Raw genomic sequence first — 20,800 nt, forward strand, 5'->3', positions numbered from 1 at the left:
TTACAGACCTATGGTTCTGCCATATTTTCACTTCAAACTTGTGGATGCTCCGGTTGAACTGATAGAGAGGGGATCCCTGGAAACAGACTTCATCGTGGAAATCGGCCTCGGTAACGGGAAACAACTTAAGGATACCACCCATGTCAAGCTCCTGATGCCGGAGGCAATCGAAGAGAAATAGTATTTGTTTTAAATATTTCACCTTGCTTGTATGATGGAATTGGACAAGCAAGGTGTAATTTTGCAGCACTGAGCTCGGGGAAGGCCCGAATTCGGTGCTGAATTATTTGCTATTTTTTACTAACTTTGCCGAACGTGTGCGAAAATGGTTTTCGCCGCGAAAGCATTATTAAACACAAAACATTTATGGCTAAAGAAGTTGAAGTCGCCGATGTAAATGCCGCCAAGTTGAAGGCATTGCAGGCAACACTGGACAAGATCGAGAAAGACTACGGTAAAGGTACGATCATGAAGTTGGGAGATCAGCCTAAATGGGATGTTTCGGTCATTCCGAGCGGTTCCATTGCCCTTGACCATGCACTGGGCATAGGCGGATATCCGCGTGGAAGGATCATCGAAATCTATGGACCTGAGTCTTCCGGCAAGACCACCCTCGCTATCCATGCGATCGCCGAGGCTCAGAAGAACGGAGGCATTGCCGCAATCATCGATGCGGAGCACGCCTTCGACAGGACCTATGCGAAGAACCTCGGTGTCAATCTCGACACCCTCCTGATCTCGCAGCCTGACAACGGTGAGCAGGCACTCGAGATCGCGGACAACCTCATCCGCTCCGGTGCGATCGACATCATCGTCATCGACTCCGTTGCAGCCCTTACTCCGAAAGCGGAGATGGAGGGCGAGATGGGCGGCGCGAAGATGGGCCTCCATGCGAGACTCATGAGCCAGGCTCTCCGCAAGCTCACCGCCAATATCAGCAAGACCAACACCTGCTGCATCTTCATCAACCAGCTCCGTGACAAGATCGGAGTGATGTTCGGCAATCCGGAGACCACCACCGGAGGTAATGCGCTCAAGTTCTACGCTTCAGTGCGCGTCGACGTCCGCAGGACCACCCAGATCAAGGACGGCGAGGAGGCTCTCGGTAACCGTACCAAGGTGAAGACCGTCAAGAACAAGATGGCTCCTCCTTTCAAGAAGGCCGAGTTCGACATCGTGTTCGGAGAGGGTATCAGCCGCATCGGCGAGATCATTGACCTCGCAGTCGAGATGGACATCGTGCACAAGAGCGGCAGCTGGTTCAGCTACAATGATGCGAAGCTCGCACAGGGACGCGAGGCGGTGAAGAACCTCCTCATGGACAACGTCGAGCTCTGCGACGAGATCGAGGCTAAGATACGCGCAGCTCTCGCCGAGATCAAGGACTAGGCTCCTTAAGGACAAGCAAACAATTCAGACAAATAGATGGCAAAGATTATCTTGACCGGCGACAGACCGACCGGAAGACTTCATATCGGACATTATGTCGGATCCCTTCGCAGGAGGGTTGAGCTCCAGAACAGCGGAGCATTCGACAAGATCTTCATCATGATCGCCGACGCGCAGGCGCTCACAGACAATGCTGACAATCCTGAGAAGGTGCGCCAGAACATCGTGGAGGTGGCTCTCGACTACCTCTCGTGCGGACTTGATCCAGAGAAATCGACTCTCTTCATCCAGTCTCAGGTGAGCGAGCTGACCGAGCTCATGTTCTTCTACATGAACCTCGTGACCGTTCAGCGTCTCCAGAGGAACCCTACCGTGAAGGCGGAGATCCAGATGAGGGGCTATTCTGACAACGGCGAGGAGAACAAGGCAGGTACCCCTGTCGGCTTCTTCTGCTATCCTATCAGCCAGGCAGCGGATATCACCGCATTCAAGGCCACCACAGTGCCTGTAGGAGAGGATCAGGAGCCGATGATCGAGCAGACCCGTGAGATCGTCCGCAAGTTCAACTCGGTATATGGAGAGACTCTCGTCGAGCCGGAGATCATGCTCCCGGACAATGCGGCATGTCTCCGTCTTCCAGGTACTGACGGCAAGGCCAAGATGAGCAAGTCGCTCGGGAACTGCATCTATCTTTCGGACTCCGCAGAGGAGGTAGCAAAGAAGGTTAAGGGCATGTTCACCGATCCTGGCCATCTTCAGGTCAGCGATCCAGGTAAGGTCGAGGGCAACACCGTGTTCACCTACCTGGACGCTTTCTGCAAGCCAGAGCATTTCGACAAGTTCGCTTCCTGCTTCGTGGGAAAGAAGGTCAGCTTCGAGTTCCACAGCCTTGACGAGGTCAAGAACCAGTATCGTCAGGGTGGTCTCGGTGACATGATGATCAAGAATTTCCTCGCAGCAGTGCTCAACGATACTCTCGAGCCTATCCGCGTACGCCGTAAGGAGCTCGAGCAGAACCTTCCTTAGGTTTATGACGTGCTCCGCAAGGGTAGTGAGGTCGCTCGCGCAGCTGCTGCCGAGACTCTCGCTGACGTGAAGCGTTCGATGAGGATCAACTATTTCGACGAGGGTGTGCTCGAGCAGCTCATCCAGGAACAGTCAGAGAAATATAACCAGTAGCGCAGTGAAGACGAAGCTTCTCGGAATGACTCCGGAGGAACTGCAGAATGTCGTCCTGGAGCTTGGCCTGCCGAAATTCACGGCGGGGCAGATCGCTCAGTGGATGTACAAGAAGAAGGTCCGCAGCATCGATGAGATGACCAACCTGAGCAAGGCCGGAAGGGAGAAGCTGAAGGAACGCTACGAACTCGGAGTGATTCCGTATGCGGACCTCATCCAGTCCGCTGACGGCACCAAGAAGTACCTCTTCCCGGTCGAGATAGAGCGTCCCGGCGGATGGAAGAACGTGGACGGTACGCCGGTGACCGAGATCAGCGCTATAGAGGCGGTGATGATTCCGGACGAGGACAGGGCGACCCTCTGCGTGTCGAGCCAGTCGGGCTGCAAGATGGCCTGCCGCTTCTGCATGACCGGGCGTCAGGGCTTCCACGGCAATCTCAGCGCTGCCGACATACTTTCCCAGTACATCGCCGTTGACGAGGCCGAGAGCCTCACGAATACGGTGTTCATGGGCATGGGAGAGCCTCTGGACAACTACGAGAACGTGATGCGTGCGATCACAGTGCTGACCGCCGACTGGGGCTTCGGATGGAGCCCGAAGCGTATCACCGTGTCGACTATCGGAGTGCTTCCCAACCTCAAGCGTTACCTCGATGAGTGCCGCTGCCACCTCGCGGTGAGTCTCCATAATCCTTTCCCGGAGGAGAGGGCGATGATGATGCCGGCGCAGAAGGCATGGAACGAGGAGGATGTGGTCGCGCTGATCAAGCAGTACGACTTCACGGGCCAGCGCCGTGTGAGCTTCGAATATACGATGTTCGCCGGTTTCAACGACGATAAGAGGCATGCTGACGCTCTCGTGCGCATGCTCAGGGGTCTGGAGTGCAGGATGAACCTCATCAGATTCCATAAGATACCGGATTTCCCTTACGATTGTCCACCGGCAGCCATCATGGAAGCCTTCAAGGACAGGCTGAACAAGCAGGGGTTGACGACGACGATCAGGGCATCCAGGGGAGAAGATATACTTGCTGCGTGCGGTATGCTCGCAGGTAAACATAAGGATAAAAGCTGTTAGTTATATGAAACGACTTTTGGCATTCTTGATGGCAGTGGCTTTGCTCCTGCCTTCTTTGCGTTTGAACGCAAGGGGTATAGACCCGGTGGCTGACTCTCTCTCGAAGCAGAAGCTTCATCATTATCTCGACTCTGTCCGAGTTGCCAAGCACCGTCCTACGGTCGCGCTTGTGCTCAGCGGCGGTGGTGCCAAGGGTGCTGCCCATGTCGGTATCGTGCGCCGTATGGAGGAGCTCGGAATTCCTGTCGACATAGTGATCGGAACCAGCATGGGAGGCCTCGTGTCAGGTCTCTTTGCAATGGGATACGACTCATATGAGATGGAGGACGTGCTCAAGAGCGCGGACTGGGGACGTCTCATAACCGACAAGATGCCAATCGAGTACAGGTCGCTCCCAGAAAAGAAATTCAAGGCTCAGCATCAGGTGATACTTCCTCTTTACTACGAGAAGAAGCAGTTCGTGATGATGAAGCAGAATGCCTATGACGGCGACGGTGACAGCTACAGGCCTCTTTCTCTCAGGGCAGACAAGGATGATGCGGATCAGCTCATAAAGGACAATATCCTTGAGAGCCTTCCTTTCGGCGCCGTGAAGGGAATGAACGTGACCAACCTGATCAGCAGCCTCACGGCCGGTTATCAGGGCGAGATGGATTTCATGGACCTTCCTGTTCCGTATGTGACCGTTGCGACCGACCTTATCTCGTTCAAGGGTAAATATTGGTTCGATGGTTCTCTCCCTACTGCGATGCGTACCACCATGTCTATCCCTTTCCTCTTTGCTCCGGTGAAGCATGAAGGTATGGTGCTCGTGGACGGTGGTATGAGGGACAATTATCCGACTCTCTTTGCGCGTGAGCTCGGTGCCGACTACATCATCGGAATGGAACTTTCCGACCCTAAGAAGACCTTCCAGGAGGTCAATAACGTTGCTGATGTCGCAGGTCAGATGATATCCCTTCTGATCGAGGACAACTACGAGAGGAACATGGATGTTGCTGACGTGAAGGTCAAGCCGGATCTCCATGAATACAACATGCTCAGCTTCAGTAGTGAGAATATCGAAGAGATCATCAAGAGGGGATACGCGTCCGCTCTTGCGGCGGATTCGCTTCTGGTAAAGGTGAAGGATGCCATGAACGGTGACGTGCAGACCTTCAAAGGCCCTAAGGCGTCAAATCTCCAGAAGACCAAGGCTCTTTTCGATCAGATCGTGATCTCGGGCGTAAGTGACGCAGAGGCAGAGCTCCTCAGACGCAAGATCAAGCTGAGACCGGGCAACAGGTATGACAATGATGACATCGAGGAGGCTGTGAACATCCTGTTCGGTACACGTGCATTCGATAAGGTGACATACGAAGTCTATGGTGAGAGGGAGCCTTTCGTCCTCGACCTCAAGTGCGACAAGGGACCAATCCATCAGATTGCCGTAGGTGCGCGTTTCGACTCGGAGGAAGTGGTGTCGCTTCTCGTGGATGCCGGTCTCGGCATCCGCAAGCTCAAGGGACCGAAGGCTAACCTTACGCTCCGCCTCGCCGAGAATCCGTCGGCAAGACTCAGACTCTATATGGACATGGTAAAGTTCCCTACGCTCAACCTGGCAGCCTATGCGCAGTATACCAACGTGGGACGTGTCGTGGCTTACGCTGACGCGAAGGAGTTTGAGACGATGGGCGTCAATGCGCCGAAGAAGGCACCGCAGTCGTCATGGTATGTGAATACGGATTTCTATCTGTCGGGAATCAGGTGGAAGACCGTCGATTTCAGGGCGGGCGCGCGCCTCGACTACTACAACATGATGGGTACTGACCTTCGTTTCTACAGGGGCGACTACGATTTCAGACAGAATACAAGCTCGTATGTCAATGTGTACACGGAGATTACGGCTGAGCAGTTTGATAGGATCTACTTCCCTCACAAGGGTTACTCTTTCGTGACATACTATGCGTTCAACATGTATGACCTCGTGACCAAGAGGTACAACCCTTTCCATGTGCTGGCGTACAGCGGAAAGATTTTCTTCCCGGCCGGGCCTCGCGTGACCATCATCCCTTCCGTAGACCTCAGGATGCTCTTCGGTGAAGAGATTCCGTTCATGTATTCGAATTTCATCGGTGGCTCAATGAGCGGAAGATATGCTCCGCAGCAGTTCTCGTTCATCGGAATCAACAATTATGCGGCCATGGGCAATATCCTTACCCAGGCAAGGCTCGACCTTCGTGTCAAGGTCAAGGATGCCCACTATCTTACCCTCATGGGTAACTACGCGCGTGATTGTGACCGTTTCTCAGAGTATACCAAGGGCCCAGGTTTCTGGGGCGTGGGTCTCGAGTACGGCTATGATTCCGTCGTCGGTCCTATCACCATCAATGCTCACTATTCGAACCTCAGCCATAATCCTGGTGCATACGTCAGCGTCGGTGTGATATTCTAGCTATGGCTCAAGGCAGCTTCGAGAAGGCTAAGGTGCTGGACAATCTGCGCCGTCAGTGTTCTCGCAGGGAGTATTGCACTTCCGACATACGAAAGAAGATCTCGGATGCCTATGCCAGGGCTTCCGTCGCGGATTGTACCCTCGAGGATGCTCTTTCTTCCATCGTTGAGAGCCTCGTGAAGGACAGGTATCTCTCAGATTCCCGATATGCTGCAGCCTTCGCCCGTGACAAGGCTTCACTCAGCGGTTGGGGAGAGGTGAAGATACGCTATTTGCTCGCGGCTAAGGGAATTTCAAAAGATGTCATTTCGGAGGCCTTGGGACAGGTGGACGAACAAGGAGCCGCAAGTCGTCTTGAGCGTCTCCTGGAGGCCAAATACAGGGCGTTACGCGAAGATTCACAGTGTAGGTTGAAACTGCTGCGCTATGCTTTGGGCCGTGGATATTCCTATGACGATGTCTCAGTCATTGTTGACCGGCTTGTAAAGGGCGAGTGACATGAGCTATCCTGAGCGATTCCATTCGATCTTTGCCCGCAATTGCGAGGTTCGCCATATCGACAAGCCGACGGCTGCCGAATTCCTCTCCGTGAACCATCTCTACGGTGATGCTTCCTGTCGTTACCGCTACGGCATCTTCGTGAAGCGGTACAGCGGTGCGGAAATGCGCCAACAAGACTCGCCTCATCCATATCCTGTAGGAACCTTGGTCGCGGTTGCCGAATTCTCTTCGGCGCGCAAGTGGCAGAAAGGGGAGCGGCAGATACGTTCCTACGAATGGGTGCGCTATGCCTCCCTTCCGGAGGTCCGCGTGATCGGTGGGATGGGTAAGGTTCTTCAGACCTTCATCGAGGAGGTCAATCCGGATGATGTGATGAGCTATGCCCCGGCTGAGCACTATGAGGGCGAAGTCTACCGGACCTTGGGCTTCACCAAGGTTGGCGTGAAGCAGTTCGGTGAAAGCTCCAGCATAAAATATCGCCTCAAGCTGACTCCCTACGAGGAATAGGCGGTGCAGAAACGAAAAAAGCCAGGGCCGACGCCCTGGCTTTTTCGCTATTCCTTCAGGCTCCTCACGAAGGCGGATGGAGACTGGTTGAACTGATTCTGGAAACATGTCGCGAAGTACGATGGGGAAGAGAATCCCACGAGATATGCGACCTCGTTGACCCTGTACTTCTGCGAAGAGAGCAGCTCGGCGGCCTTCTTGAGTCGGCAGAGCCTGATGTACTCGTTGATGTTCAGTCCAGTGTTGGCCTTTACCTTCCTGTAGAGGGTAGACTTGCTGGTTCCGAGTATCGATGTGAGGGTCTCTATGCCGAGATCCTGTTCCTCGAGATGCTTCATGATGGTATCGTGCAGCTTGTTCATGTACTCGTCGTCGATCTTGCTGGTCTTGACGTTGCTGAAGTGGGCGAGCGGCGAGCTTGTGAACTGGCGGTAAGCGATCTCCCTGTTCTTGAAGAGGGACGCGATGGTGGCGCGGAGCAGCTCGATAGGGAAAGGCTTCTCGATATAGCTGTCGGCTGCCACCTCGAGAGTCTCGATACGTGTGTCGAGCCCGATCACAGCGGTCATGAGGATAACAGGGATGTGGCTGTAGTCCGGATTCGTCTTGATGGCGTTACAGAGCTGACATCCGTCCATGAACGGCATCATGATGTCGCTGACCACGAGGTCGATCTTTCCGCTCTCGAGTATCTCGAGGGCGTCCTTGCCGTTTCCGGCGGTGGAAATCTTGTACTCGTCGGAAAGCTCGCTCGAGAGATACTCCCTGAATTCGATGGAGTCCTCCACGATGAGGATGTGCTGGAGGTTGCTGTCCTCGTTGGCAACGGTCTTCTGATCCTTCTTGTCGGAGCTGCGTACGCTGACCTGCTCCGGCTGCTCAACAGGAAGTTCTAGCACGAACGAATTGGTCTCGGTGATCTTGTCGTCCACGTAGAGTCGGCCTCCGTGCATCTCTGCGAGCGTCCTTGCGAACGCCAGGCCGAGTCCGGTGCCCTTTCCTCCATGGTAGAACTTCTCGAATATCCTCTCCCTGTCGCTTTCTGCGATCTGCTCACCATTGCTGTTGACCCTGAGGAAGACTTTCTTTCCGTCCTCAGATGCGCATACGCTGACGTCGAGCCTGTCGTTTCCATATTTCATGGCATTGGACATGAGGTTGCTGATGATCTTCTCGACCGCATCCCTTGCGCACATGATCTCGATGCACTCGTCAGGAATCCTGAGATTCATGTCGACGTGCTGCTCATGGAACTGCTGCTCGAAGAGCTTGCAGGTCTTGCGCGCAATCCTGCAGATGTCCTCCTTGGTGAAGCTGAGCCTCATATCGTCCTGCTCTATCCTCTTGAGGTCGAGAAGCTGGTTCGTGAGGTCGAGGAGCCTGTCAGCGTTGTTCTTGATCACTATCATGTCCTTCTCCGCCGCAGGAGTGTATTCGTGCTGGGAGATAAGCTTGTCCAGAGGCATCTTGATGAGCGTCAGAGGAGTCCTGATCTCATGGGTGATGTTGGTGAAGAAGTTGATCTTCGCGTCGTATATCTCCTTCTCCTTGTCGTGCTCGAGCTGCTCTATCTCCAACCTCCTATTGTTCTTGTTGTGCACATAGAGAGTGTAGAGCACGAGGCCAGCGATGATCGCAAGGCCGAGTATGTAGAGCAGATATGCCACGGCGCTTCTGTAGAAAGGAGGCTCCACGTTGATCGTGATGCTCTGCGTTGATTCTGGTGACGAAGTGTTGTACAGGCTGACACGGAAGACGATCTTTCCCGGCTTCACGGAGGTGAACTCTATGGAATTGCCCTTCGCGATAGTGGTCACTGAGTGCTTGCCCTGAGTGAATGTACATACATACTGACCTGAACTGAGGTTCGAGTATGCCGGATCCGCGAATGAGATCATCAAGGATGCTGCATCCCTGTACTTCACGGAGACCTCCTTGGATTCTATGCATGATCTGCCCTCCTCCTTGAGGTGTATGGTCTTGTCTCCGGATGAGGCGACTATGTCGGTTATGCGCAGTGTGCTGCTTACGAAGTTGGTCTTCACTTTCGCCGGAGAGAAAGAGATCATTCCGTTCGTCGTTCCCAGGAAAATATTTCCGTTCGACGAGAGGAAACTTGCTCCGTAGGAATACTGGTCGCCTGTCACGTGACTTTTCTCTGTGTAGAGCCTCTCGAAACCCATGCGTGCAGGGTCAACGAGCATGATTCCCTTGCTGGTCGATATCCAGATGTTGCCGTCCCTGTCCTCTACGACTGCGCTGGTGATGTTGGATGAAAGTCCGCTGTCACGGGTGAGTTTGCTGAACCTGATCTCGTTGACGTTGTACCTCGGCTCGCTGTAGCAGACTCCGCCACCCTCGGTGGTGACCCACATCCTGCCGTCGCTGTCCTGAGTGAACGATGTGATGTAATCGGATGAAAGTCCTGTATCGCCGTGCTTCTCCGTAATCGTGGAAATCAGGTTGCCCTTCTCGTCCAGGATTCTGATACCGGAGCCGAAGGTGCCCAACCAGATGTTCCCGCTCTTGTCCTGAGTGAGGCAGTGGACGAAGTATTCCGTGTCTTCTCCGAAAGGAACGAAGCCGTCCTTCTCCCTATCGTAGCGGAAGAGTCCTCTCGATGCACCCACGAGAAGTTTCCCGCCCTTGGTCTTGTACATACATACGGCCGCCTGGCTATCTGAAGGCAGACTGTAGTGCCTGAGTATCTCTCCCTTGTCCTTGTTGAAGGTATAGACGCCATAGTTGAATGAGGTCAGCCAGAGCTGGCTCCCTTCGCAGATTATGCTCTGGATATTGAATCCCTTGGTGTTGGGGTATCCCTTCATCTCCCTGGTGGTAGGGTCGTATCGATTGAGTTCGCCGTCCTCGGTTCCGATCCATACCATTCCGTCATTGTCCGAAGCGAATGCGCGGACGATCCTGCCACTGATCGAGTTTGTGGACGGGTTCTCATAGAACACGGAATATGCGTCTCTCTGGTTGAGCCAGAGGTTCAGTCCGCCGAAGTATGTTCCTATCCACACGTTGCCCTCCTTGTCGACCATCAGGTTCCTGACTGAGTCGGACGAGATAGAGTGGGAGTCAGTCACCTCATACTTCATGTACGAGTACTGCTCTCCTTCGGTCATGGCGTCGAAAATGTAGATACCCTGGTCTGTTCCGCACCAGAATTCGCCTGGCTGACGCTCGATGATGTCGTAGATCTCCGTCTTGGTGGTGAAGAACTGATGCTTGAAAATCCTTCTGCCGCTGAAATCACCTGTGTTGACGAGGATCACGTCTTGGTCTGTGGTGGAAACGAGGAGGTTGGATTCTGAGATTGCTCTGATTCTGTTGAAGCAGATGTTGGTCTCAGGTTTTCCATCCACGGATACGATGTATTTCTCGAATCTGTCCCTGCGGGAATCGTACCTGTAGAGTCCGCCTGTCCTGACAGTCATCCATACGACGCCGTCGCTGTCCGTCTCTATGTGTGACGGGCTGAGCTCGCTGAGATCATACGCGTTGATGGCCCCGCTGATCTTGTCATACCTGTAGATGTCGTCGCTGAGTATCCAGACGTTTCCGAACGGGTCATTCACTATATCGGACGCGCGCGTACTTCCGACAGGGCCGATGATCATGGTCTTGTCGGTAGCAGGATCGTGGGATCCCACTCCGTTGGTGGTGGAGAACCAGAGTATGCCGTCGTTGTCTATGTCTATGTCCGCAGCAACGCCGTTCAGGGGCTCGTAAGGGCCTTTGCCGCCCACGAGAGTGAATTCATGACCGTCAAACCTGCAGATACCGTCCTTCGTTCCTATCCAGATGAATCCGTAGTGGTCCTGGACCGTGCATGTTATGCTGTTGTTAGGAAGGCCGTCGAAAGTTGAGAATCTGTTGAAATAATAATAACGCGCCGCATCTGCTGTTATACAGCAGATAAGGGCGAATATGAGCGTTATGGTGTATTTTTTCATCTCGTTTATCAAAACGGCCGCAAGTTAAGCATAAAGACTTTAAATTTTGGTTCATTCGCTTTAGAAATTATCCCAAAATTAAAATTTGGGGTCAATTTTGGTGGATTTTTAATTGTTTGAGGAGTAAATGTTAAAGAGAAGGTACACTATAATAAATACCTTTGTTGAGCCTCATAATGGCAAATATTAACACAAACTAACTTTTATTTCCTGATTTATGACAAGAAATTGTTTAGCTAAAGTAGCATCGGTCGTCTTGGCCTGTGCTATGAGCGTTTTGGGCTTTGCCCAGAACCGCGCGATCAGCGGAACTGTTTCCGACGCCCAGGGCCCTATCATGGGTGCTACCGTTATGGTTGTCGGCAACACTAGCATGGGTACTGTTACCGACATCGACGGTAAGTTCGCTATGCAGGTTCCTGCAAACTCAACTATCGTAGTTGATTGTCTTGGCTATACCTCACAGACTTTCGCTGTAGGTAACCAGACAACTTTCAACGTAGTTCTCGTTGAGGACTCAGAGTTCCTCGAGGAGACTGTGGTCATCGGTTACGGTGTCCAGAAGAAGTCTGACCTTACCGGTTCGGTCGCTTCTCTTCGTGAGGATGCGCTCAAGAACCAGTCTACCACTGATGCAGCAGCAGCTCTCAATGGTAAGGTATCAGGTGTGACCGTCCTTTCAAACGGTGCTCCTGGTGAGGGTGCAGCAATCCGCGTCCGCGGTTATTCTTCAAATGGTGGTAACATCTCTCCTCTCCTCATCGTCGATGGTCTTAAGGTGAGCAGCATCCAGTACCTCGATCCTTCTATGATCGAATCTATCGAGGTCCTCAAGGACGCAGCTTCTGCAGCTATCTATGGTGCTGAGGCAGGTAACGGTGTCGTTCTCGTTACTACCAAGAGCGGTCAGGATGGCAAGACCTCTGTTACCTACAGCGGTAAGGCTACTCTCCAGACCTATCTCAAGCGCCCTATGATGCGTCGTGATGACTTCATCGATTACATTACTCTCGAGCAGGGTGCTGATTACATTCAGGGCCAGCTTAAGGACTTCGACTACAGCCACAAGTATTATGAGAATGGTGTGATCGATCAGGACTGGATCAGCGCTTATACCGAGCCTACCTGGAGCCAGCAGCACTCACTCAGCTTCTCAGGCGGTAACAAGAGCGGTCACTTCTTCACCTCTCTCAACTATGTAAAGAACAACGGTATCATCAAGGGTGACAAGGACGTTTACACCCGTCTTACCGCACAGGTAAATGCTGACTACCAGATCTTCAAGTGGTTGCAGGTTGGTACCAACAACTCAATCGAGAAGTGGTCTACTCAGTCTGTCTCACAGCGTGGTTACTCAACTTCATTCGAGTCAATGCTCCTCATGGACCCTCTTACTCCAGTTTACTGGACTGATCCTTCAGAGTTCTCTGTAAGTGTAAAGGGTGTTTATGATCGTCTTCAGGCTGGTGATCCTACCATCCGTCCTTACCGTCTCCTCGGTGATGAGAAGGGTTGGTTCGCTAACACCAAGTATTCAGATGCTGAGGGTTCTGCACTTGCAAAGCGCGATGCAACTGATTCAGAGAACGGTGGTATCAACATCAACGGTACCCTCTTCGCTAACCTCACTCCTATCAAGGGTCTCACCCTTACCTCACGTTTCGGTTATCGTATCAGCCAGAGCGTCAGCCACAGCTACACCGCTCCTTACTACATCGGTTCACGTGGTTCACAGGATAACTACTCTATCTCTGCAAACGCTAACACTGGTTACTACTATCAGTGGGAGAACTTCGCAAACTACATGGTGAACATCAAGAAGCACTCTATCACTGCCATGGTCGGTATGTCATATATCGAGAACAACAGCGATAACGTTTCTGCAAGTTCATCAGGCGCTGACATCCTTTCTTCATACGAGGATAACTTCCATTATCTTAACTATGTAAAGGGTGATGCTTCTAAGACTATCGGTAACGCTCCTGGTAAGTCTGCATCTCTTGCATACTTCGGTCGTCTCATCTACTCTTACGACAACCGCTATAGCGTCCAGGCAAACTTCCGTGCAGATGCATTCGACTCTTCAAAGCTTTCTAAGGAGAATCGTTGGGGTTACTTCCCTTCAGTTTCTGTTGGTTGGACCATCAGCAACGAGCCTTTCTTCAAGAACAACGTAAGCAACAACGCAGTTAGCTTCCTCAAGCTCCGTGGTTCATGGGGTCGTAACGGTAACATCTCTGTCCTCAGTGGTTACAAGTACGCTACTACCATCAACAAGGGTTCTTCATGGTATCAGTATTCAGTAGACCAGATGGGTTCTACTTTCGCTGGTAAGCCTAACGGAATTCCTAACCCTAACCTTACTTGGGAGTCTTCAGAGCAGATCGACCTCGGTCTCGACGCTCGTTTCCTCAACAACCGCTTGACCTTCACTGCTGACTACTTCGACAAGAAGACCAAGGACCAGCTCTTCAGCAAGCAGGTATCTCCTGAGCTCGGTGTGAACTCAGTAACCGTTAACGGTGGTAAGATCCTCAACCGTGGTATCGAGCTCGACCTTAGCTGGCGTGACACTATCGGTGATTTCAGCTATGGAATCTCTGGTAACTTCTCATGGCTCCACAATGAGGTCCTCGAGCTTCCTGAGGGAACTCCAGCACAGCGCGTAGCTGACGCTTCTTCTTCTAACTACGTTATCCAGACCAGCTTCGAGCCAGGTTTCCCAGTATGGTACCTCCGTGGTTTCAAGTATGAGGGTATGGATAAGGATGGTAAGCCTGTCATTAAGGACTTCAACGATGATGGAGAGCTCAATGACGACGATATGACCTACATCGGCCAGGGTACTCCTACCATGACCTTCGGTCTCAACATTAACCTCGCTTGGAAGGGTCTCGACCTCGTAATCTTCGGTCAGGGTGTTGCAGGTAACTCAATCATGCCTGTATTCCACCGTCCTGGTACCAAGAACACTCTCTCATGGTACTACACCAACGCTAAGACTGAGAAGAACCCTAACGGTACTTTCCCTCATCCAAAGGATGTTTACGGAGACTACAAGTTCTGGTCATCATCAGCTAACGTATTTGATGGTTCATTCTTCAGAATCAAGCAGATCCAGCTCGGTTACACTCTTCCTCAGAACCTTACTAAGAAGGCTAAGATCAGCGACCTCCGTTTCTACGTATCGCTTGACGACTTCTTCACCTTCACTAAGTACCCAGGTCTTGATCCAGAGACTGCTTCAATGAACAACACCACCGGTTCAGGTCTCGATTGGGGTTCATACCCAACCATGCAGAAGCTTATCCTCGGTGTAAACCTCACTTTCTAAACTGAAAACAAGATGAAAAAGATCATTATTCCTATATTCTTAGGTTTGGCTCTTACTGCAGTCTCTTGTTCAAGCAAGCTTGATATCCCTCAGAAGGGTGTTGTCCCTTACGAGAACTTCTATGCTTCTGATGCAGACTGCGAGATGGCTCTTGCTAACATGTATGCAGATTTCATCGAGAACGTAGCTGGTACAGAGGGTATCAACAACCCTGAGCAGGTTCTCCTTAACTACTCTGCAGATGATATCCTTTCAGCAGGTGGTAACCCTAATGACCACGACGCTTTCCGTGTATTCGATGAGTTCCGTTATGACTACTCAAATGGTACCCTTAAGCAGTGCTATCAGCGTTACTACTACTCTATCTATCACGCTAACCTCGTGATCTCTAACTTCACCAATGAGAACCGTAACAAGGTAGAGCCTAAGTTCACTTCTGATTTCACTCAGCAGGCTGTTGCAGAGGCTCGCGTAATGCGCGCTTACCTCCACCTTATGACTGCCCTCATCTGGAACTGCCCTCCTATGATGACCCGCGTTATCGACGGTGACGAGGCTGCTGAGATGGCTGAGAGCCAGGAGCAGATCCTTAATTGGGTTGTTGAGCAGTGCGAGGTTGCTATCAATTCTGGTAAGCTTCCTAAGCGTACAGCTAAGACTGATAAGGACAACACCGCTCGTATGAACTGGGGCTTCGCTCACTTCGTAGCTGGTAAGGCTGCTATGTTCCTTGGTGACAAGGCTAAGGCACGTGAGCACCTCGGTGCTATCATCGAGTCAAATCTCTATGACCTCGTTCCTTCTGAGGACTATTGGATCAACTTCCACGTTGCCGGTGACGGTAGCTGCGAGAAGCTCTTCGAGCCTAACTTCCTCGAGGATCCTAACTTCACCAACAACGCTTGGGGTTCAGGTTCACCTATCCGCCGCGGTCGTTGGATGGTAGCAAACGTATTCTGCTGGCGTACTGATGCTCTTGCATCTGCTCCTAAGGTTCACCAGGGTTTCGATGGTTGGAACGGTGGTGCAGTTCAGCAGGACTTCGCAGCTAAGTTCGTTGAGCATGACGGTAACGGTCCACGTCGTCGCGCTTGCTTCCTTACTGAGGAAGAGTGGCTTTACGAGATGGAATGGTCAGGTTCTTCAGTGAACGATGGTACTCGTGAGGAGAAGGAGAAAGACCCAATGCGTGGTATCACCTCTGCAAACGGTGTCTACAGCCATGGTAAGTACTTCGAGTGGAAGCACATGGTTTACATCAACCCTCCTAAGATCCTTACTGGTGGCAAGACTTATCCTTCAGACAACGTAAGTGGCCTTGGCCCTGGTTCTAACCAGAAGAACTTCAACGTTGCTCGTTACGCAGAGGTACTCCTCCTTTACGCTGAGGCTTGTATCGGTTCAAGCGATGAGGCTAAGGGTAAGGCTGCTCTCAACGCTATCCAGACTCGTGCACAGGTTCCTACCACCGATCTTACTTTCGAGAACGTTATGGAAGAGAAGCAGTACGAGATGTGGTTCGAGAACTGCCGTTTCCTCGACCTCGTTCGTTGGCAGGCAGAAGGAAAGGTTGACATGGACAAGATCATGAACGATCCTAAGCTCCATGAGCACGTTCCTACCGTATTCGATGAGTTCTTCACTGAGGGTAAGCCTAACTACCAGAAGAAGCACGTCCTCTTCACTACTGAGGCTCCTGCTATCTACTCTCCATTCGTGAAGGGTCGTCATGAGTACTTCCCATTCCCACTCGATTTCCAGAACGCTAACCCTAACCTCCACGATGTTCTCGGTTGGCAGTCTGTAGCTCATTAATCGACAATTTCTTCGATTTACAGAAATAAATCAGTATAAGTTTGCCGGTCGGGGTGTGAATCCCGACCGGTTTTTTATGTCCCCCTCCCGGCCGTTGATTACCTCTTTCCTGTTAGCCCCTATATCTTAGTCACCCACCTCGCGAAGTCAAATAATCGGCCATTTTTTTAAGTTCGCTGCTCCCAAACAACCAATATCATACAAAATGTATTCGCGAGCTGAATTATTTAGCCAATTCTTTGAGTTCGTATCGCCTAAACGGTCTAGTTCTCGTGAAATGTATTCGCGAACTGAAGATTTTAGCCAATTCTTTGAGTTCGTAGCACGGTAACATATAAGAGGCGGACCAGAAGGCCCGCCTCTTATATGTTATTTTGGCGTTAAGGAACGCTAAAACTCGTCTTGGTTAGTTGATAAGGTAAACCTTGTCGAGACCGTTATAGGTACACTTTACTGTAGCGCGACCCTCTACGATCTTAGATACGCTGACCTTGACTGCAGGGTTGGTAGAGATAACCTCGATCTTAGAACCGTCGGTAACCGGACCATAAACCTGATAGCGGGTAACGTCGGTGTAGCCATTGAGGTTGGTAGAGCGGATAGGCTCTGTAGGCATCACGAGATCCTTGCCGTCAACCTTGATCTGTACGGTAGGAGCGATAGGCCTCTCGACCTTGCTGTTCTTTGAGCTGAAGCCGATACCCTGGAGATCGAAGAGACCTCTTGGCCTCATCGGACGTGCGCCAGCCCTCTGAGCGAACCTTGGATCCATCCTTGGCTGCTCGATCTCAGGACCGTCTGCAACGAGATAGATCGCGTGCTTGCCCTTGATACCGTCCACATACTGTGATACGTTTACCTTGTACTCGGTGCATACCTGCTCTGAGTTTGCAGGAACCTCGATAACAGCGATTTCCTTGCCATTCCAGGTGCTGTTAGCGTAAGGACCGTCCATCATTACATGAACCTTGAAAGCATCCTTCACGCGAGGAGTAAGGAACACGCTTATCTCAGTGTTGTTGCCCTTCTTTGTTCCCTCGAATGCCCTGACACCCTTGCTGTCCTTCTTGAGACCCTCGAAGCCGAAGTACTTGAAACCTACGACCCCCTTGTTGGTGATGCCTGCTACATCCATATGGTTGTCCCAGTTGTCCCAGGTATCCTGCATCCAGTCGTTGCCGCTGAGGTAGCATGCAATACCTGCTGAATAGTACTTATATGGGTCGAGACCGTAGATCTGGAAGCCCTCTGAGGTGACCTCGCCGCCGGTGTAGCAGTTGCCGTCAGCAGCCTTTGCTACCCATGTCTCGTCCTTTGCATAAGGATCATAACCGGTGATGCGAACCTGGCCGCCTTCAGCGACTGGCTTGCTGTCCCACTCGATCTTCACAGGCGCAACCATAGACTGGCGTGCATTGCCGAAGCCTCTTGGAGGCCTATGGTAGAACACATACCACTGGCCGTTGATCTCCTGGAGCGAGCCGTGGGTGTTGTGGGCTGCGTTGGTGGTAGTGAGGGCGCTGCCGTCCTCGTTTGCAACCACACCGCGTGAATCCACGAGCACACCGCCTGAACGCCATGGGCCGAGAGGGGAGTCTCCGAACGCGTAGCGGAGAGCTGAGTTGGTGCTCTCGAGACCGTAATCAGGACCTGAGTAACCAGAGAAGATGACTACGTACTTGTTGCCGACCTTCCTGATTGATGATGCCTCGAAGAAGTTGAACTCACCTGGGTTCTGGTCCTTGTAGAGAGCCTTGTACTCGGTTCCCTCAGGGTCACGAACGACACCGTAGCGCGCGCTTGCTGGGATGAAGAAGTCGATGTACTTTCCGCCTGGGCGAGCTGAGTACATGGTGTTCTGGTCGAGCTCCACAGCGGTAGAGTGCTGGAATCCATAGTATACATAAGCCCTGAAGCCCTTTGCATAGTCAGGGTCCTTCTTGTCTGTGATATTCTCGATGTAGACTGAAGGGTCGAAGTCGATGAAGCTGCCAGGGAGGACATGTACGCCGTCCTCTGCCATATTCACTGGGACGAACGGACCGTCAGGCCTGTTGCTCTTCGCTACGGTAGCGACGCGGCCGTTACCGCGGCTGTGAGGGTAGAGCCAGTAGGTCTTGGTCCCGTCCTGGTTCCTGACTTCCACGAGGTCTGGAGCGAACATTGTGTCCCACTGTCCGTTCACGAAATATGTGAAGGCAGGTCCTTCGTCGACCCACTTGGTGAGGTCTTCAACAGGTGCAGACCAGATACGGATGTCCGGACCGCAGTACTGGGTGTATGCGAGGTCGTGAGAACCGATGATGTAAGCGCGATACTTACCAGGGTTGTCAGGATCCTCGAAAACTCTTGGCTCTCCGTCAGGAATGTGCTCCCAGAGAGGCAAGTAAGGGTTCTGCGCATTGGCAGAAACCATCGCTGCCGCAGCAGCGATGGTAACTAAGAGACGTCTTTTCATTGTATTTGGTTATTTAACTTCAAAGTCAATAGCCTTGAGATCGATGTCACGAGAAGATGAACCGTAAAGGATCTGGTACTTGCCAGGACGAACTGAGAGTCCGTCTACAGCCTCATCATAATACTCGAAAGCAGTACCGTCGAGGGTGATCTTAGCCTTTCCGCTTGCACCTGCTGCGAGGGTCACCTTGTCGAAGCCCTTGAGAGACTTGATAGGTGCGTCAGGATTGTCGAGGCTCTTCACGTAAACCTGTACGATCTCGTCGCCGGCAACCTTACCGGTGTTCTTGACAGGAACGGTGATGGTAACCTTGCCGCTCTTGTTCATAGAATTCTTCGAGATGCTTGCCTCGCCATACTCGTAAGTGGTGTATGAGAGACCGTAACCGAATGCATACTGAGGAACGCCGTGGAAGTAACGGTAGGTCCTGTTCTCCATGCTGTAGTCAAGGAAGTCAGGAAGCTGGTCGGTGGATGCATAGAAGGTGACAGGGAGCTTGGCTGATGGGTTGTAGTCACCGAAGATGATGTCTGCAAGTGCCTCAGGACCACCCTGGCCTGGATACCAAGCCTGAAGGAGAGCGTCGTAGCTGCCCTCTACGCTCGCAAAAGCGATTGCAGAACCTGAGCAGTTCACTACTACGACTGGCTTGCCTGTGGTGTGCATAGCCTTGACGAGGCGCTGCTGTACTGCAGGGAGCTCGATGTCAGCCTTGTCACCGCCCTCGCCCTCCATCTGAGGAGAGATACCGCTGATCACGATGATTGCGTCAGCGTCGCCGGTCTCAGCGATGATGTCGAGGAAGTCAGCATACTTCCTCTGGCAGAAGTTTGCACTGAACATAGCGAAAGGACCATTGCCCCTCTTGTACTCGATCTCGATGTTGTAGGTCTCGCCGGCCTTCACGTCGAAGGTCTTGTAGTTAGCTGCACCGCGACGCATTCTTCTGGCGCCAGCCTCTGCGTTCTTCTCGACAACCTTACCGTTCACCTTGAGGACGTAGCCGTTGTCTGAGCTGATGGTATAGCTGAGAGGACCGGTGAAGTCAGGAACGTAGCTACCGCTAGCCCTGAGGGAGATCTTGTCAGTGCTTACGCCGTCAGCGAAGCCGTATGCACCGAAGGTGCTGAAGTTGAGGGCGCTGGTGAAGTCCTTGCTGACTGCAGGCTGTCCCTTGAGGTCGTTGTCGTTGTAGAAATCCACATGGATACCCTTGCCACCGTTGAACTCAGCAAGGTGCTGGATGGTGTTGTACTCGTCAGTGAGCTCGCAGCCCTTGACATATACGACTTCGGTAGAAGGAACGGCTGCCCTGATACCGTCGAGGAGGCTGTGGGTGTGCTCCTTGGTAGGAGATCCGCCGTACTCACCGTTGAGAAGGGTTGTGTCGTTTGCGTTAGGACCGACAACGACGATCTTCTTGAGGTTCTTTGCGAGAGGGAGAACTTCGTGGTTCTCGAGGAGTACCATTGACTCTCTTGCTGCCTGAACTGCGAGAGCGTTGTGCTCCTCGCTGCTGATGTTGCTCTCTGGGATGTTTGCCCAAGGAAGCTTGTCCTGAGGATCGAAGAAGCCGAGCTCTACGAGACCTGCGAGGTTCTTCCTGAGGTGAACGTCGAGGTCAGCCTCGCTGATGAGACCTTTCTCGAGAGCCTCTGAGAGTACCTTGAATACGCGACCGCACTCGAGGTCGGTACCGCTGAGGACTGCGTCAACTGCTGCGCTGAGCGGATCAGGATGGGTCTCGTGCTGACCCTTGGTGTAGAAGTTGTTGATTGCGTCGCAGTCGGTGAGGATGATGCCGTCATAGCCCCACTTGTTGCGGAGGATGTCGATGAGAAGGCGCTCGTTTGCACAGCAAGGAACACCCTCGTAGCGCTGGTATGCGCACATCACCTCACGTACGTCGCCGTCGATCACGAGGGTCTTGAATGCAGGAAGGTAGGTCTCCCAGAGGTCCCTCATTGATACTCTTGCGTCATAGGTGTGCCTGAGTGGCTCCGGACCGCTATGCACTGCATAGTGCTTTGCACAAGCGTGGGTCTTGTAGTAGTTAGGGTCGTCGCCCTGCATTCCGAGAACGGTCTGGAGACCGAGCACGCTCTGGAGATAAGGGTCCTCACCGCAGGTCTCCTGACCACGT

General features: G+C 52.3%; 11 protein-coding genes and 1 pseudogene. 9 read left to right on the plus strand and 3 right to left on the minus strand.

Annotated features, from left to right (window positions below; all coding sequences use genetic code 11):
- From AC06ND_RS04355 to AC06ND_RS04385, 7 genes and pseudogenes are all read left to right on the plus strand, one after another.
- Positions 1 to 181 (plus strand): hypothetical protein (locus AC06ND_RS04355; protein WP_475677771.1); only part of this gene is annotated, 181 nt, incomplete at its 5' end.
- Between the two features lie 185 nt (positions 182 to 366).
- The gene (gene recA / locus AC06ND_RS04360; RefSeq protein ID WP_475677772.1) at positions 367 to 1,389 is read left to right on the plus strand and encodes a recombinase RecA; all 1,023 of its coding nucleotides are present in this window, start codon (positions 367 to 369) and stop codon (positions 1,387 to 1,389) included.
- A 36-nt stretch (positions 1,390 to 1,425) separates the two neighbouring features.
- Positions 1,426 to 2,568: pseudogene (gene trpS / locus AC06ND_RS04365) on the plus strand (tryptophan--tRNA ligase).
- A gap of 4 nt (positions 2,569 to 2,572) precedes the next feature.
- Positions 2,573 to 3,646, plus strand: a complete 1,074-nt coding sequence (rlmN, locus tag AC06ND_RS04370) for a dual-specificity RNA methyltransferase RlmN (RefSeq protein ID WP_475677773.1) — start codon at positions 2,573 to 2,575, stop codon at positions 3,644 to 3,646.
- 4 nt (positions 3,647 to 3,650) lie between these two features.
- Positions 3,651 to 6,080, plus strand: a complete 2,430-nt coding sequence (locus AC06ND_RS04375; RefSeq protein WP_475677774.1) for a patatin-like phospholipase family protein — start codon at positions 3,651 to 3,653, stop codon at positions 6,078 to 6,080.
- A gap of 2 nt (positions 6,081 to 6,082) precedes the next feature.
- Positions 6,083 to 6,577, plus strand: a complete 495-nt coding sequence (locus AC06ND_RS04380) for a regulatory protein RecX (RefSeq protein ID WP_475677775.1) — start codon at positions 6,083 to 6,085, stop codon at positions 6,575 to 6,577.
- A 1-nt stretch (position 6,578) separates the two neighbouring features.
- Positions 6,579 to 7,088, plus strand: a complete 510-nt coding sequence (locus tag AC06ND_RS04385; RefSeq protein ID WP_475677776.1) for a hypothetical protein — start codon at positions 6,579 to 6,581, stop codon at positions 7,086 to 7,088.
- A 47-nt stretch (positions 7,089 to 7,135) separates the two neighbouring features.
- Here AC06ND_RS04385 and AC06ND_RS04390 read toward each other — a convergent pair whose 3' ends face one another.
- The gene (locus tag AC06ND_RS04390; RefSeq protein ID WP_475677777.1) at positions 7,136 to 11,050 is read right to left on the minus strand and encodes a two-component regulator propeller domain-containing protein; all 3,915 of its coding nucleotides are present in this window, start codon (positions 11,048 to 11,050) and stop codon (positions 7,136 to 7,138) included.
- Between the two features lie 268 nt (positions 11,051 to 11,318).
- Between AC06ND_RS04390 and AC06ND_RS04395 the strand changes: the two genes are divergently transcribed.
- Positions 11,319 to 14,384 (plus strand): SusC/RagA family TonB-linked outer membrane protein, encoded by a 3,066-nt coding sequence (locus AC06ND_RS04395; RefSeq protein WP_475677778.1) that lies wholly within the window; start codon positions 11,319 to 11,321, stop codon positions 14,382 to 14,384.
- 12 nt (positions 14,385 to 14,396) lie between these two features.
- Positions 14,397 to 16,199, plus strand: coding sequence for a RagB/SusD family nutrient uptake outer membrane protein (locus tag AC06ND_RS04400; RefSeq protein WP_475677779.1), 1,803 nt, complete (start codon positions 14,397 to 14,399; stop codon positions 16,197 to 16,199).
- 406 nt (positions 16,200 to 16,605) lie between these two features.
- Here the strand turns inward: AC06ND_RS04400 and AC06ND_RS04405 are convergent, their stop codons facing one another.
- Positions 16,606 to 18,657, minus strand: a complete 2,052-nt coding sequence (locus tag AC06ND_RS04405; RefSeq protein ID WP_475677780.1) for a glycoside hydrolase family protein — start codon at positions 18,655 to 18,657, stop codon at positions 16,606 to 16,608.
- Between the two features lie 9 nt (positions 18,658 to 18,666).
- Positions 18,667 to 20,800 (minus strand): glycoside hydrolase family 3 C-terminal domain-containing protein (locus AC06ND_RS04410; RefSeq protein ID WP_475677781.1); only part of this gene is annotated, 2,134 nt, incomplete at its 5' end.

Source organism: Candidatus Cryptobacteroides sp. (assembly GCF_056207615.1).

Excerpts from the sequence above, each read along its gene's own strand:
- recA (WP_475677772.1), top strand. The coding sequence starts at position 367 with ATGGCTAAAGAAGTTGAAGTCGCCGATGTAAATGCCGCCAAGTTGAAG.
- AC06ND_RS04375 (WP_475677774.1), top strand. The coding sequence starts at position 3,651 with ATGAAACGACTTTTGGCATTCTTGATGGCAGTGGCTTTGCTCCTGCCT.
- AC06ND_RS04380 (WP_475677775.1), top strand. The coding sequence starts at position 6,083 with ATGGCTCAAGGCAGCTTCGAGAAGGCTAAGGTGCTGGACAATCTGCGC.
- AC06ND_RS04385 (WP_475677776.1), top strand. The coding sequence starts at position 6,579 with ATGAGCTATCCTGAGCGATTCCATTCGATCTTTGCCCGCAATTGCGAG.
- AC06ND_RS04390 (WP_475677777.1), bottom strand. The coding sequence starts at position 11,050 with ATGAAAAAATACACCATAACGCTCATATTCGCCCTTATCTGCTGTATA.
- AC06ND_RS04395 (WP_475677778.1), top strand. The coding sequence starts at position 11,319 with ATGAGCGTTTTGGGCTTTGCCCAGAACCGCGCGATCAGCGGAACTGTT.
- AC06ND_RS04400 (WP_475677779.1), top strand. The coding sequence starts at position 14,397 with ATGAAAAAGATCATTATTCCTATATTCTTAGGTTTGGCTCTTACTGCA.
- AC06ND_RS04405 (WP_475677780.1), bottom strand. The coding sequence starts at position 18,657 with ATGAAAAGACGTCTCTTAGTTACCATCGCTGCTGCGGCAGCGATGGTT.